Below are 15,231 nucleotides of genomic sequence, written 5' to 3'. Positions count from 1 at the left end.
AGAGAGCGGGGATGAATGGCAAGACCTTGAAGAAAGCAGCGCTGTGTATCGCGCTGGGCACGTGCATCGCGTCGATGGCACCGATGGTGATGGCGCAGAACGTCAATGGCGCGGTGGCCGGCCGTGCCAATGCAGGCGATCAGATCACGGTGACCAATGCCGCCACGGGCCTGACCCGCACGGTAACCGCGAACGCCGATGGCAGCTATCGCCTGAGCCAGTTGCCGGTCGGTGATTACAGTCTGCAGCTCAAGCGCGATGGTCAGAACGTCGGCAATCCCATCGCGGTCAACGTGTCCCTTGGCGGCACCACCAACGTCAATCTGGGGGGAGAAGGCGGACTGGTTAACCTCGACGCGCTACAGGTCGTGGGCTCGCGTGTCGTCAACCGGGTGGATGTGCGCTCGGTGGAATCGGCGACCAACATCCGGCGCGATGAAATTGCGCGCCTGCCGGTGGACCAGAGCCTGAGTTCGGTCGCGTTGCTGGCGCCAGGCGTGGTGAACTCGGGCGCGACCTTCGGCGGCCTCTCCTTCGGTGGCTCGTCGGTGGCGGAGAACGCCGTCTACATCAACGGTCTCAACGTGACCGACCCTTATCGCCGCCAGGGCTTCTCGTCGGTGCCCTTCAACTTCTACGAGGAATTCCAGGTCAAGACGGGCGGCTACTCGGCGGAGTTTGGTCGCAGCACCGGTGGTGTCATCAATGCCGTCACCCGATCCGGCAGCAACGAGTTCCACGCCGGCGTGGAGGTGACATTGGCTCCCGCGTCCTGGGAGTCCTCAAAGGAAGATCACTTCCATCGCGACGGTACGATCGACGAGCGCGAGCGTACCAGCCGCGACACGGACGCGTTCTTCAAGACGAACGTGTGGGCGTCAGGCCCGCTAGTGAAGGATCGGCTGTTCTTCTTCGCCATGTACGAGCTCCGCGACAGCAGGCCGAAGGATATCGATACGACCCAGGCCTGGTACACCAAGAGCGACAATGACTTCTGGGGTGCCAAGCTCGACTGGCAGATCAATGACAATCATCTGCTGGAGCTGCTGGCGTTCTCCGACAAATCCGATTCGGAGACCAACAAGTATGGTTACAACTGGGACAGTGGCCAGCGGGGCGCCTGGGCGGGCAGCAGCACCGCGGGGTCGGGCGGCGACAACTGGTCGCTGACCTACACGGGGCATTTCGGCAACAACTTCACGGCCAAGGCGATGTATGGCGTGAACAAGCGCAGTGCGCTCAGCGGTACGCCGCTGGATTCCTCCTGCAGCATTGTCACGCGTTCCGGCAGCTACACCGGCGCTTTTGGTCCCGTGACCACGCCAGAGGGATGCCATCCGAGCAACAGCAGCATCAGCAGCCGCTACGACAAGCGTGAAGCTTCGCGTCTGGATTTCGAGTGGGCACTGGGCGATCACCTGCTGCGCTTTGGTGTGGATCAGGAGATCATGGATTCCGAAAGCTCGGTGGTCTATCCGGGTGACGGAGTGAGTTATCAGGCGCAGGCCGCCACACCGGGCGGTCTGTTGCCCAATGGTGCCCTGGTTCCCGCCGGCGTCAATCGCATCATCGATGCGCGCCGTTACATCACCGGTTCCCCGGTCACCACCGAGGCGCAGGCGTTCTACATCGAGGACAACTGGAGCATCACGCCCAATCTGTTGCTGAATCTCGGCCTGCGGTTCGACAAGTTCCACAACAAGCTCGCATCGGGCGCAACCTTCGCCAAGGCTGATTTCTCCGACATGATGGCACCGCGCGTCGGCTTCAGCTGGGACGTGAAGGGCGATGGCACCACCAAGGTGTTTGGTAACGCGGGTCGCTATTACATCCCGCTGACCAACAAGCTCACCGACTACTTCGGTGGAGGCACCACCGATGAGCATACCTACTATGTGCTCAATGGCTGGACCCAGAGAGTGCATCCGGTGACTGGCGAACCTTACCTGGTTCCGGATCTCGGCGCGCAGATTGGCCCCGTCAATACCGAAGGCAATGCCCCGGCGCCCGATGACGTCCGCACCGCGGTCGCGCGCGACATCAAGCAGGTCTTCCAGGATGAATTCATTCTGGGCTTCCAGCAGGCCATCAACGAGGCATGGTCGTATGGCGTCAACGCGACGTACCGCAAGGTAACCCGTGCGGTGGAGGATGCACGCATCAACCATGTCGAGGGATGCCCGTGGTACTCCGGCGACTGGCCGATCATCAACCCGGGAGAGCGCACGACGTTGTGGTGCCCGGATACGAACGACTGGGTCTCATTCGACTCCTCGAAAGACGGTTACCGGGCGTCCGGCAGCGGCGCGATCATGGGCTACAAGAAGCCCCGTCGCACCTACAAGGCCGTCGAATTCCAGCTTGATCGCGCGTGGGACGACAAGTGGGCGTTCAATGCCAGCTATATATGGTCAAAGTCGGAAGGCAACATCGAAGGTCCGGTGAATTCGGATACCGGCTACGCGGACACCAACCTGGTCCAGTACTACGATCACCCGGCGGTCAATGAGCGCAACGGCGTCTTGTTCAACGACTTCCGTCATCAGATCAAGTTGCGCGGCAGCTACAAGCTCAACGAGATGTGGAGCTTCGGCACGACATTGTCGGCTCGCTCGGGCGGACCCATCACCGCATTCGGCGTGGTCTGGCCGAACGACAATCGCGCGGCTGGCGGCCCCGGCGAGTTCAGCGGCGGCGGTTCGGGCTGGTTGTGCGTGGCGAACTGTTCCGACTGGGCGACCCGGGAACTGGTCTACTCGAAGCGTGGCGCGTTCGGCCGGATGCCCTGGGTCTGGGACATGGGCGCCAACGTCACGTGGACGCTCCCCGTGGAAGGAGTTGACCTGAAGGCGCGCCTCTCCGTGTACAACCTGTTCAACAATCAGGCAGTGGTCAACGTGCATTCCCGTTACGAAGGCCAGCCCGGCGTGCGGCTGCCATATTTCGGGGAAGGTACGGTCTGGCAATCGCCGCGCTACATGCAACTGGTCGTGACCTACAACTTCTGAGCAACCATCAGGCACCCCGGAGTACCTCCGGGGTGCCCTGTTCCGTGGTACGGGACCACCCGATGCAAACGACCAGAAAGCGCCTGAATCCCCTGCTTCCCTGCTTGCTCCTGGCAGGGATTTCTTTTTCTGCGATCGCGATCGATCGCGATCCGGTCGACGCCGCGATTGCGGGAACCATCACCCGTTATCGATTGCCCGGCATCGCCGTCGGCATCATCGAAGACGGCAAGGTCGTCTACCAGCGTACCGAAGGCGAACTAGCCGTGGGCACTGGGCAGCCCATCAACCCCGACACCCTCTTCAAGATCGCCTCCAACACCAAGGCCATGACCGCTGCCGTGCTGGCCCGGCTGGTCGATCAGGGAAAGCTGAAATGGGACGATCCGGTCACCCGATATCTGCCTCAGTTCCGCATGCATGATCCGTGGGTGACGCGGAACATGCAGGTGCGGGATCTGCTGATCCACAACAGCGGCCTGGGTCTTGGCGCCGGGGATTTGATGCTCTGGCCGGAGCCCAATGACTTCACCCGCCAGGACATCATCGCCGGGCTGCAACATCTCAAGCCGACCCACAGCTTCCGTTCGCACTATGCCTACGACAACCTGCTGTACGTGGTCGCTGGCGAGGTGGCGGCGGCCGCGGGCGGCGCGCCTTATGACGTTCTGGTGCGGAAGGAGCTTTTCGAACCACTGGGAATGACCCGCTGCCAGGTCGGCGAGTGGAACCGCGAAAAGGTTGGCAACGTTGCCCAGCCGCATATGCGCAACGCGACAGGCAATGTGCCGATTCGCGAAGACGGCGCCATCGTTCCCGACATCACCTCGATGGCCGCCGGCGGCATCCGTTGCAGCCTCAACGACATGCTGACCTGGGTTGGCATGTGGCTGTCGCCGGAACGACAGCCCGCCTGGCTGAGCGCCGAACAGCGGCGCGCGGTATGGACGGCGCACATGCCGATGCCGGTTTCCACGCGGATGCGCGAGTGGGACAACAGCCGTTTCTCCGCCTACGGCTATGGCTGGCGGCTGTCCGATGTGGACGGCGTCTGGAAGGTAGCGCACACCGGCACGCTGGCCGGCATGTATTCCTCGGTCATCCTGCTGCCGGACAAGAAGGTCGGCATCGTCATCCTGATCAATGGCGAAGGCGAGGACGCACGCTCGGTGCTAGGCGAAGTGCTGACCAAGCACTACACCGCACCCGCGCAGAAAGTGTCGGTGGCCCACTACGCCGAAGACATCGCGCGCGAGGAAGCGGCGGTGCCGGTGCAGAAACGCAAGCCGGATACTTCCGCACGCCGACCCGCGACCCGGACGGAACTCGCGGAACGAACGGGGCGATACCGTGATCCGTGGTTCGGCGAGGTATCGCTGTGCGCCAAGGATGACGGCGTGAGATTCCAGTCGGCGCGTTCGCCGATGTTGGCGGGCCGGGTGATGAAGGTCGGCGATCGCTGGCTGGTGGACTGGGACGATGACAGCGTCGACGCCGAGCCCTGGCTGGCGTTTCATCCCGCCACGGCGGGGACGCTGCCGCGCATGACCCTGTCCCACGTCGACCCAGACGCCGATTTCAGCTATGACTATGCGGACCTGGATTTCCAGCGGACCGGCGGATGCGATTGACATGATGCGTGTCGGCAAGTCGTTGTGTGTGGGCCTGCTGGTGATCGCGGGCATGGCTTTCGCCCAGGCCGGCGAGGTGACGGTCTCGACGGCGACGCGCTTTGATCAGGTCGATCTGGTCGACGTGGGCGAGCGCGTCCCGCTGGCGACGCTCGAAATCCGCTACGCCGGCGACGACAACTTCGTGGGCAGGACCGTGGAAGGCTACCTGGCGCCGAAGTGCTATCTGCTGCGGCCTGCAGCCGAGGCGCTGCAACAGGTGGCGGCGGATCTGGCCACCGACGGCTATCGCCTGCGCCTGTTCGATTGCTATCGGCCGGTGCGCGCGGTGAAGGACTTCGTGCGCTGGGCGCGGGATCCGGCGGATCAGCGCACCAAGGCGCGCTTCTATCCGAACCTGGACAAGTCGACGCTGCTGGACGGCTACATCGCAGAGAGTTCGGGCCACAGTCGCGGTGCCACGGTGGATCTGGGACTGGAACGGTGCGACGGCGCGCGCTGCGAGTTGCTGGACATGGGGACCGGATTCGATCGCTTCGACACCCTGGCCAACACGGACGATCCGCGCATCGGCGGCGAGCAGAAAGCCAACCGCCAACGCCTGCTCGCGGCGATGGAGCGCCGCGGTTTCCGCAACTATCCGCTGGAATGGTGGCATTACACCTTCCAGCCGGAACCTACGCCCACGACCGCCTACGACATACCGGTGCAATGAGTTCCGATTCCTGGCGGCCCCCGCCGCGCGTCATCGACGTCGCGGTGATCGGGTGCGGCATCGTGGGCCTGTCGGTGGCGTTCCAGTTGCAGCGCCGTGGCCTGTCCTGCCTGCTCGTTGATCCGCGCGGACCCGCAGGCGACGCGTCCCATGGCAATGCGGGCGCGGTGTCGATCGGCAATCTGATGCCGCAGTCGATGCCCGGCATGCTTGGGCCAGCGCTGCGCGGGCTGTGCGATCCACTGGCGCCCTTCAAGCTCGACGCGGGTGCATGGCCGCACTATGCCGGCTGGTTGTGGCGGTTCCTGCGGGCCGGCGGCGCGCAGCGACTGCCGGCGATCATCGATGCGACCCAGGCACTCAACCAGGGCGCGCGCGCCGCGTGGCTGGAGCTGGCCGAAACCATCGGCGCGATGGATCTGGTCGCCCCTACCGGTTACCTGCATGTCTACAGCGAGGACGCGACGTTCGAGCGCGCTGCCGGCGCGCGTGCCCACATGCAGCGGCACGGTGTCGCGTTCGATGTGCTGGATGCCGCGCAACTGCGTGCGCTCGAACCGGGCCTGGCCGATTTCTTGCGCCATGGTGTCCTGCAACGCGATTCGCTGTTCGTGCGCGAGCCCGGCGAGTTCTGTCGCCGATTGTTCAACTGGTTGAGCGCTCGTGGCGCCGATATCCTGATCGCCAGCGCACGGGCCATCGAGCGGGAAGGCGCGGGCTACCGCGTGCGTACCTCGGGTGGCGACCTCCATGCCGATCAGGTCGTGGTCGCCGCCGGTGCCTGGAGCGGGGCCCTGCTGCTGCCGTTCGGCCTGAGCCTGCCGTTGGCGGCCGCGCGCGGTTACCACGCCACCTACCCGCGACAGGAAGGCGTCGTGCGCCGCCCCACCCTGTGGGCGGAACGCTACATGGTGGTTTCACCGATGCGTTCGGGGGTGCGGGTCACGGGATTCAAGGAGATGACCGCGCCGGGGCGCCCGCCCCGGCCGGGCCTGATCTGCGGCCTTGCGCCACAGGCGCGTCGGTTGTTTCCGGCATTGGCCGGAGAACCGACTTCGGATTGGTCCGGCCTGCGACCCTGCACGCCGGATTCGCTGCCCATCCTGGATCGCGTCGATGACGAGCGCATCTTCATCGCCACCGGCCACGGCCACCTGGGATTGACCCAGGGACCGGTCAGCGGCGAGCTGATGGCGCGGATGATGACGGGCGAGGCGAATTCGATTTCGCTGGCGCCCTACCGCCTCGCACGTTTCGGGACCTGCGCGCGCCGCTGACTGGGCGCCGTTGAAGCGCAAAATCAGGCGCCGCCCGGAAATTCCTGCTGGCGCCAGGCCTCGAACACCATCACCGCGACGGTGTTGGACAGGTTCAGGCTGCGGTTGTCCGGGCGCATCGGCAGGCGCAGCCGGTGTTCGGCCGGCAGGGCGTCCAGCACGTCCTGCGGCAGTCCGCGGGTCTCCGGGCCGAACAGGAACGCGTCGCCCGGCTGATAGCGAGGCTGGTCGAACCGGACCGTGCCGCGCGTGCTCAATACGAACAGTCGCGTCGGCGCGAGCGCGGCCAATGCGGCGTCGAGCGAATCGTGGACCTGCAGGTTGGCGTATTCGTGGTAGTCCAGGCCGGCGCGGCGCAGTTGCCGATCATCCAGATCGAAACCCAGCGGCCGGATCAGGTGCAGTCGCGCACCGGTGTTGGCGCACAGGCGGATGACATTGCCGGTGTTGGGAGGAATTTCCGGCTGGTAGAGCAGGACATCAAGGGAAAGCGCGGTCATGCGCGGATTCTACGGGCCGGACCGGAAGGTTCCCATGGATGCGGCGAGCGGAAGGGAGCCGGCCGCGATCCGGTGGGTGCCTGTCATGCTCTGGAGGGAAGCCGCATCGCGGGATGCGGCTTCCTTGTCCTGGCGACCGGGGGATCGCGGAAATCTTCGTGGCCGGATTCAACGGGAATCGACGGCTTCGGTGGTGCGGCCTGCGCGCGCGTCGCGGGACGGTGCGCGGCGGAAGTGCGGGTACTGCAGCGGCTGGAACGCGCTTTACCGGAGGATGGAGCGATGAAGCAGGTGGAAGCTTGAAGCGGTTGCGTGAATCAATCCGGTAATCAGCGCGCGGCCAGCTGCTGGGCCAGCACACCCGCCTGCACGGCGAACTGCTGCAGATCTTCCGCCGACGGACGCACGGTGATGGTCGGCATGTCGACGATGCTGGCGGTCTGGGTGGCCAGGTAGTACGCCAGGTCGCGCGCATCGGGCGTCACGGTCACGGCCGGCAGGTTCACGACCTTCGCGTCCTTGTAGGTCAGGTAGTGCGCCAGGTCGGCGGCTTCGGGCTTGACGGTGACGGCCGGCAGGTCGACCACATGGCTGGTCGCCGGAGCGACGGCCTGTGCCTGCGCGTTGTTGTCGGCGTAGCTGTTGGCCGACAGGACCATGGAACCGGCACACAGCGCGAACACGGCGGCGGCGGTCAGCGGGAGCAGGGTCTTGGTGTTCATTGTTTTGCCTCTGTAGTGATGTTGTGGGGTGGTGTGGTAGTAAGGTAGTACACCTAATCAGACAGATCAAGCGGAACTTGTGTTTGCAGTTCCTTTGTTCAGCGTTTAGTCAGGGTTGCTTGGGTTGCTTCTGTTCGCAGTTGAAGTAAAGCAGGACTCGTGCCAACTGCAATTTATTGATTCAAAAGGAAATCCGTTTCTTTCTTCGTGTCCGTGTCCGGCCAGTGTCCGGGTGCCGCCGTCCGTTTCTTGGTTATCGGGACGTGGCTGGCGGCGGGATGTGACCTCCAACACGCCCTTCCCACCGTCATCCGGTCATTTCCGGGGCTTGCTGGTTTGGATGCCGTTTAGGCGGAAACGGTTGCGCCGGGGCCGGTTCCGTTGGCACAGGTTCACCCGGGCACGTTCACCAGGACACGTTCACCAGGGCAGCGGCTGGCCCTGCCAGTCGAAGAAGCCGCCGGATTGCCCGGGCGACAGTTGATGGATCACATGCAGCAGGCCCGCGACCGATTCCTGCGTGGAAAGCGCGGCCTGCGCACCGCCCATGTCGGTGCGGACCCAGCCCGGATGCAGCGCGACCACCTTGATGCCCCGCGCCGCCAGCGCCTGGGCCAGCAACGAGGTCGCCATGTTCTGCGCGGCCTTGCCCATCGCGTAGCTGGGTGTGCGGAACTCCTGCCGCAGCGCGATGGAACCGACTTCCGAGGAAATGTTGGCCACGGTTGCACCGTCGGCCAGTTGCGGGGCCAGCGCCTGGGTCAGCAGGAACGGGCCGGCGGCATTGGTGCGGAAACTGGCTTCCAGATCCGCGGCCTGGACCTGGCCGAAACGCTCCCCGCCACGCAGCACACCGGCGTTGTTGATCAGCAGATCCAACGGCTGCTCATCGGTCACCAGGGCAATTTCGTTGGCGAGTGCGCCATGCGTGCGCGGCTCGGCCAGATCCAGCGGCAGGACCTGCAGGCGGCCGGGATGTTCACCGGCCAGCAGGTTGAGCGCATTGGCCTTGCCGGGCTGGCGGCAGGCGGCGATGACATGGTCGCCGCGGGCCAGCAATTGGCGGACGAACTCCAGTCCCAGCCCGCGATTGGCACCGGTGACCAGGCAGTGGCGACGATCCATGAGACACCTCGCTTTGAGGGGCACGTGCCATGAGGCCTAGTGTATGGCTCCCGCGACCGGGTTAGCATCCGGGGTTCTTGGGGAATCCCGCACCTGTATACAAGGAGTCACACGATGATCGCATCCCGTCGGCCGCGTGCCGCGCTGCTTGCCGTCGCCCTCGGCACCGCCCTCGGCGGCCTGGCCTATGCGCCCGTACCCGCCCAGGCCCAGGCCAAGGCGGCCGGCACCGACATCGTCATCCCCTACGAGGAGTTCACCCTGCCCAACGGCCTGCGGGTGATCGTGCATACCGACCGCAAGGCGCCGATCGTCGCGGTCAACGTCTGGTACCACGTCGGCAGCAAGAACGAGCAACCCGGCCGCACCGGCTTCGCCCACCTGTTCGAACACCTGATGTTCCAGGGCAGCGAGAACCACAAGGGCGAGTTCTTCGAGCCCTTCGAGCTGGTCGGCGCCACCGACCAGAACGGCACCACCAACCAGGACCGCACCAACTACTTCCAGAACGTGCCGACCACCGCACTCGACATGGCGCTGTGGATGGAATCGGACCGCATGGGGCACCTGCTCGGCGCGATCGACCAGAAGGCGCTGGACGAACAGCGCGGCGTGGTCCAGAACGAAAAGCGCCAGGGCGAGAACCAGCCCTACGGCCGGCGCATCTACACCAAGATCTTCGAGGCCCTGTATCCGCCGGGCCATCCGTACAGCTGGCAGACCATTGGCTCGATGGCCGATCTGGACGCCGCCACCCTGGACGACGTGAAGACCTGGTTCCGCAGCTGGTACGGCCCGAACAACGCGGTGCTGGTGCTGGCCGGCGACATCGACCTGAAGACCGCCAAGGAAAAGGTCACCCGCTATTTCGGCGACATCCCGGCCAGCGCGACGCTGGCGGACATGAAGCCCAACATCCCCAAGCGCGCGCAGGACACCCGCGAGACGGTGCCCGATCGCGTGCCGCAGGTACGCATCTACCGCGCCTGGCCGGTGGCCGAGATGGGCACGCCGGACGCGACGCAGCTGGAACTGTTTTCGCAGATCCTCGGCGGCAGCGCGTCCTCGCGGCTGGATGCCCGCCTGGTGCATGGCGACAAGATCGCCGACCAGGTCAGCACCATGCCCTGGCTGAGCGAAATCGCCGGCACCTTCATCGTCAGCGCCACCGTCAAGGACGGCGTGGATCCGGCCAAGGTGGAGAAAGTGCTGGACGAGGAAATCCAGCGCCTGATCAACGAAGGTCCGACCGCCGCTGAAGTCGAGCAGGCGCGCACCTACAGCCGCGCCGGTTTCGTGCGCGGTATCGAGCGCATCGGCGGGTTCGGCGGCAAGTCCGACGTGCTGGCGTCCTGCACGGTCTACCAGGGCAAGCCGGACTGCTACCGCGACGAACTCAATGAACTGATGAAGGCCACCCCGGCCAGCATCCAGGCCGTTGCACGCCAGTGGCTGGGCACGGGTTCGCATACGCTGGTGGTGCAGCCCAGCGACAAGCCGCTGTCCTCGCTGCCGGAAACCGTGCTGGCCGCCCCGGCGACCCGGCCGGCGGAAATCCCGGCGGTGGATCCGAAGTTCAAGACGGTCAAGACCGACGTCGACCGCAGCCAGGGCGTGCCCAAGACCGCCTCGTTCCCGGATCTGAAGTTCCCGGCCCTGCACCGCGCCAGGCTGTCCAACGGCATGGAAGTCGTGCTGGCCGAGCGCCATGAAACGCCGGTGGTGCAGCTCTCGGTGCAGTTCCCCGGTGGCTACACCGCCGACGTGGGCAAGAAACTCGGCACCGCCAGCTTCACCATGCAGATGCTGGACGAGGGCGCGGGCGACTACAGCGCACTGCAGTTCGCCGCACGCAAGGAAGCGCTGGGCGCCGAACTGACCACCGGCGCCGGTCTGGACAGCGCCTCGGTCGGCTTGTCGGCGCTGAGCGACAAGCTGCCCGAATCGCTGGACCTGCTGGCCGACGTGCTGCGTCGTCCGACCTTCGACGCAGGCGAACTCGAGCGCGTGCGCGCGACCTGGATCGCCGGCATCAAGCAGGAGAAGGCGCGTCCGCAGACCGCCGCGCTGCGGGTGATGCCGCCGCTGCTGTATGGTCAGGGCCATCCGTACGCGATTCCGTTCACCGGCAGCGGCACCGAGGCATCGATTGCCTCGCTGAGCCGGGATGACCTGACCGCATTCCACCGTGACTGGCTGCAACCGGACAAGGCCCGCGTGATCGTGGTGGGCGACACCACCCTGGCCCAGATCGTCCCGCTGCTCGAAGCCCGCCTGGGCGACTGGAAGACCGCGCCCAACGCTCCGGCCCTGCCGGCGGTGCCGACCGTGGCCAAGCCGGGCGCGCCGCGCGTGTTCCTGATCGACCAGCCCGGCGCGATCCAGTCCAACATCTATGTCGGCCAGTTGATTCCGCCGACCGGCGACAAGGGCACGATCGATTTCGATTTCGCCAACGGGGTGCTCGGCGGCCAGTTCAGTTCGCGCCTCAACATGAACCTGCGCGAGGACAAGCACTGGGCCTATGGTTCGTACAGCGGTGCGTCGAACACGCTGGGCCAGCGTCCGTGGTTCGCGCAGGCGGCCGTGCAGAGCGACAAGACCGTGGACTCGGTGAAGGAACTGAAGGCGGAGATCACCCGCTTCGCCACCGGCGAGGCGCCGGCTTCCGACGCCGAAGTCACCAAGATCCGCGCCAGCAACACGCTGGAGCTGCCGGGTGCCTACGAAACCGCGGCCGCGGTGATGGGCCAGGTGACCAGCAACCTGCGCTATGGACGTCCGGACGATTACATCCTGACCTACAAGGCGCGCAACGAGGCGATCACCTCCAAGGACGTGACCGCGGCGGCGAAGACCCTGGAACCGAACGCGCTGACCTACGTGGTGGTCGGCGACCTGGCCAAGATCCAGCAGCCGATCCGGGATCTGAAGATTGGCGAGGTCACGGTGCTCGATGCCGATGGCAAGCCGGTGACGGCCGCCAAGAAGTGAGGCCCTCCGCGCCCCTTTCCCGGTGGAAAGGGGCGCGTGGGTTTCCGGATGTCCACGCGCTTTCGCCGCCGTGCGGCGGAAGCCACCCATGATTCATCCCGGCTGGGCGAGAATGCCCGCCGTTCCCGCACAGAGGCGAATCCATGCGCACTTTCATTCTCCTCGCCGCCGTCACCACGCTGGCGGCCTGCACCTGGGTGCCGCTGGCACCGAACGCCAAGGCGGTCCGGGTCGTCGCGGCCGGCGTCGCGCCCGCCAACTGCCAGAAGCAGGGTGAGGTCGCGGTCTCGGTCAAGGACAAGGTGGCCTTCTACGAGCGCAACGACCTGCGCGTGCGCGATGAGCTGGAAACCCTGGCCCGCAACGAGGCCCCGGGCATCCAGGCCGACACCATCCAGCCGCTGGGCGCCCCCGCCAATGGCGAACAGCGTTTCGCGGCGTATCGCTGCGGGCGCTGAAGTCCCGGCAAGGACCAACCGGTTGCCGAGCCGCCGGCGACGCGCGGCATCCGGATGATGTTGTCGGAGGCCATCGCGGCTGCCCGCTCCGGCAAGGGTCACGCCATGCGATGCCCGTCGGGGCACCCGGAATGGGGTCGCCCCCGCCTTCGGCAGCGCTCGCCCACACGGCAGCGTACGGAAAATGTGATAATCGTCACGTAAATTGCCCGCCCGGCCCTTTGTCAGAACCTGCATAAAGATGCGGTGAAGTCCGGAAGCCGGTAACCTTGTCGCCCCCTTCGGCCTGAGCCTTGGCGCTACTTTCGATGCTCTTCAAGAACGTCTCCATCGCGGGACTGGCGCACGTTGATGCGCCGCACACGCTGACTTCCAAGGAAATCAACGAGCAGCTCAAGCCCACGCTTGAGCGCCTGGGCATCCGCACGGACGTGCTCGGCGACATCGCCGGCATCCACGCGCGCCGCCTGTGGGACGACGAGCAGCAGGCGTCCGACGTGGCGACGCTGGCGGCGAGGAAGGCGCTGGACGACGCCGGCGTGTCGGCCGATCGCATCGGCCTGCTGGTCAACACCTCGGTAAGCCGCGACTACCTGGAACCGTCCACCGCCAGCATCGTCTCGGGCAACCTCGGGCTGAGCGAGAACTGCCAGAACTTCGATGTCGCCAACGCCTGCCTGGCCTTCATCAACGGCATGGACATCGCCGCCCGCATGCTCGAGCGCGGCGAGATCGACTACGCCCTGGTCGTGGACGGCGAGACCGCCAACCTGGCCTACAAGAAGACCCTCGAGCGGATGACCGCGCCGGACATCACCGAGGAACAGTTCCGCAACGAGCTGGCCACCCTGACCCTGGGCTGCGGCGCCGCCGCGATGGTCATGGCGCGCGCCGAGCTGGTGCCGGAAGCGCCGCGCTACAAGGGCGGCGTGACCCGTTCGGCGACCGAGTGGAACAAGCTCTGCCGCGGCAACCTGGACCGCATGGTCACCGACACCCGCATGCTGCTGATCGAAGGCATCAAGCTGGCGCAGAAGACCTTCATCGCCGCCAAGCAGGCGCTGGGCTGGGCGGTGGACGAGCTGGATCAGTTCGTCATCCACCAGGTCAGCCAGGTGCACACCGCTGCCTTCATCAAGGCGTTCGGCATCGACCCGAAGAAGGTGCTGACCATCTTCGGCGAGCACGGCAATATCGGCCCGGCCAGCGTGCCGATCGTGCTGAGCAAGCTGAAGGAACTGGGCCGGCTGAAGAAGGGCGACCGCATCGCCCTGCTGGGCATCGGTTCCGGCCTGAACTGCTCGATGGCCGAAGTGGTCTGGTAACCCCGGCCCACTGACCTTTCCGAGGGCCGGTTCGCCGGCCCTTTTGTTTACCGCGGCACCGTGCGATGAACCTTCCCGGCTACCCCTTCACTCCCCAGCGCTTCGAAGTCCGCCCCGGCCTGTCCATGAGCTATCTGGACGAGGGCCCGCGCGATGGCGAGGTCGTGGTGATGCTGCACGGCAATCCGTCATGGAGCTACTACTGGCGGAACCTGGTCACGGGCCTGGGCGATCGCTACCGCTGCATCGTACCGGACCACATCGGCATGGGCCTGTCGGACAAGCCGTCCGATGACCGCTACGACTACACCCTGCAATCGCGCGTGGACGACGTGGCGTCGCTGTTGCGCCACCTGGGCATCACCGGCCCGGTGACGCTGGCCGTGCACGACTGGGGTGGCATGATCGGGTTCGGCTGGGCGCTCTCGCACGCGGATCAGGTCAAGCGGCTGGTGATCACCAACACCGCGGCCTTCCCGCTGCCGCAGGCCAAGCCGATGCCCTGGCAGATCGCGCTGGGCCGCGACTGGAAGTTCGGCGCCTTCATCATCCGCGCGTTCAACGCGTTCTCCTGCGGCGCGTCCTACCTGGGCGTGGAGAAGAAGATGCCGGCCGACGTGCGCCGCGCCTATGTCTCGCCCTACGACAGCTGGGCCAACCGCATTTCCACGGTCCGCTTCATGCAGGACATCCCGCTCGGCCATGGCGACAAAGCGTGGGCCTTGCTGGAAGAAGCCGGACGGCGCCTGCCGGAATTCGCCGATCGGCCCGCGCTGCTGGGCTGGGGGCTGAAGGATTTCGTGTTCGACCAGCACTTCCTCGCCGGTTTCCGCGCGGCGCTGCCGCAGGCGGAGGTGCATGCCTGGGACGATGCCGGCCATTACGTGCTGGAAGACAAGGCGGCCGAACTGGTGCCGTTGATCCGCGACTTCCTGGAACGGCATCCGCTGACGGCGGACTGATCGCAGGGGACGCGTCCTTCCGGCGCGGGATCAGGCCGCCCGCATCGGCGGCAGCGGGGTAGACGGATCGTTGTCGTGGTCGTCCGGATTGCTGTCTTCGTCGTTGGCCGCGCCGTCGCGCCAGCGCCAGTCCGCCGCGGTCAGCGCCGGCAGGCCCCAGGCGATGCGGGCCTTGTCGCACTGCGGGCTCGCTTCGCCGAATTCCCATGACGCCGGCACGTCGCGGCAGACGGTCGGGCGCTGCGGATGGATGCTGCAGCGCGAACGCACGCCGATTTCCGCGTCCAGCGCCACGCAGCGCGGTTTCTGTTCCCAGGTCCCCCGCATGACCACGCGGTGCGGGTCGAACGGCTCGGTCAGTTCGGACGGCACCGGACCGCCGAGGGCCGGGTCGGTTTCGCTCCAGTGGAAACTGACGCGGAAGTAGGCGCAGCAGGCGCCGCAGGTCAGGCAGGGATGCATGGGAAAGGCTCGGGCGGTGCGCGAGGAGGGGTGAAGGGGTGCGGAATTGTGA

Annotated in this window: 12 protein-coding genes; 8 read left to right on the top strand and 4 right to left on the bottom strand. The window is 65.9% G+C overall.

The genetic code is table 11. The annotated features are described in order from the left end of the window. The first annotated feature begins 11 nt into the window (after positions 1-11). The 4 genes from FG323_RS10870 (at position 12) to FG323_RS10855 (ending at position 6,631) form a co-directional block, all read left to right on the top strand. On the top strand, positions 12-3,008 hold the full coding sequence (locus FG323_RS10870) for a TonB-dependent receptor (protein WP_141454550.1): 2,997 nt from the start codon (positions 12-14) through the stop codon (positions 3,006-3,008). Positions 3,009-3,070: 62 nt separating this feature from the next. Next, entirely contained in the window at positions 3,071-4,639 is a 1,569-nt protein-coding gene (locus FG323_RS10865) for a serine hydrolase (RefSeq protein WP_141454549.1), read from the top strand. Between the two features lie 52 nt (positions 4,640-4,691). Continuing rightward, positions 4,692-5,354, top strand: coding sequence for a M15 family metallopeptidase (locus tag FG323_RS10860; protein WP_141454639.1), 663 nt, complete (start codon positions 4,692-4,694; stop codon positions 5,352-5,354). After that, the gene (locus FG323_RS10855; protein WP_181444170.1) at positions 5,351-6,631 is read left to right on the top strand and encodes an FAD-dependent oxidoreductase; all 1,281 of its coding nucleotides are present in this window, start codon (positions 5,351-5,353) and stop codon (positions 6,629-6,631) included. The genes FG323_RS10860 and FG323_RS10855 overlap by 4 nt, the downstream gene beginning before the upstream one ends. 23 nt (positions 6,632-6,654) lie before the next feature. Here the strand turns inward: FG323_RS10855 and trmL are convergent, their stop codons facing one another. The 3 genes from trmL to FG323_RS10840 all read right to left on the bottom strand — a co-directional run bounded on the left by trmL (position 6,655) and on the right by FG323_RS10840 (position 8,978). Continuing rightward, the gene (trmL, locus tag FG323_RS10850) at positions 6,655-7,131 is read right to left on the bottom strand and encodes a tRNA (uridine(34)/cytosine(34)/5-carboxymethylaminomethyluridine(34)-2'-O)-methyltransferase TrmL (protein WP_141454547.1); all 477 of its coding nucleotides are present in this window, start codon (positions 7,129-7,131) and stop codon (positions 6,655-6,657) included. A 329-nt stretch (positions 7,132-7,460) separates the two neighbouring features. Next, positions 7,461-7,853, bottom strand: coding sequence for a hypothetical protein (locus FG323_RS10845; RefSeq protein ID WP_141454546.1), 393 nt, complete (start codon positions 7,851-7,853; stop codon positions 7,461-7,463). A 420-nt stretch (positions 7,854-8,273) separates the two neighbouring features. Further along, positions 8,274-8,978, bottom strand: a complete 705-nt coding sequence (locus FG323_RS10840; protein ID WP_141454545.1) for an SDR family oxidoreductase — start codon at positions 8,976-8,978, stop codon at positions 8,274-8,276. Between the two features lie 114 nt (positions 8,979-9,092). Here FG323_RS10840 and FG323_RS10835 point away from each other — a divergent pair, with 114 nt between their 5' ends. The 4 genes from FG323_RS10835 (at position 9,093) to FG323_RS10820 (ending at position 14,717) form a co-directional block, all read left to right on the top strand. Then, positions 9,093-11,972: a pitrilysin family protein gene (locus tag FG323_RS10835; protein WP_141454544.1), complete on the top strand. Its 2,880-nt coding sequence runs from the start codon at positions 9,093-9,095 to the stop codon at positions 11,970-11,972. A 143-nt stretch (positions 11,973-12,115) separates the two neighbouring features. Then, positions 12,116-12,430, top strand: coding sequence for a DUF4156 domain-containing protein (locus tag FG323_RS10830; RefSeq protein ID WP_141454543.1), 315 nt, complete (start codon positions 12,116-12,118; stop codon positions 12,428-12,430). Between the two features lie 308 nt (positions 12,431-12,738). Then, positions 12,739-13,755 (top strand): 3-oxoacyl-ACP synthase III, encoded by a 1,017-nt coding sequence (locus tag FG323_RS10825; RefSeq protein WP_141454542.1) that lies wholly within the window; start codon positions 12,739-12,741, stop codon positions 13,753-13,755. Positions 13,756-13,820: 65 nt separating this feature from the next. Then, the gene (locus FG323_RS10820; RefSeq protein WP_141454541.1) at positions 13,821-14,717 is read left to right on the top strand and encodes an alpha/beta fold hydrolase; all 897 of its coding nucleotides are present in this window, start codon (positions 13,821-13,823) and stop codon (positions 14,715-14,717) included. A 30-nt stretch (positions 14,718-14,747) separates the two neighbouring features. Here FG323_RS10820 and FG323_RS10815 read toward each other — a convergent pair whose 3' ends face one another. Next, positions 14,748-15,179, bottom strand: a complete 432-nt coding sequence (locus FG323_RS10815; RefSeq protein WP_141454540.1) for a YkgJ family cysteine cluster protein — start codon at positions 15,177-15,179, stop codon at positions 14,748-14,750. Positions 15,180-15,231 lie beyond the last annotated feature (52 nt).

The organism is Pseudoxanthomonas sp. z9, from assembly GCF_006542425.1.
Classification (GTDB): Bacteria; Pseudomonadota; Gammaproteobacteria; order Xanthomonadales; family Xanthomonadaceae; genus Pseudoxanthomonas_A.
The sequence above is the reverse complement of the archived record's forward strand: the minus strand, read 5'-3'. Positions and strand labels throughout refer to the sequence as shown.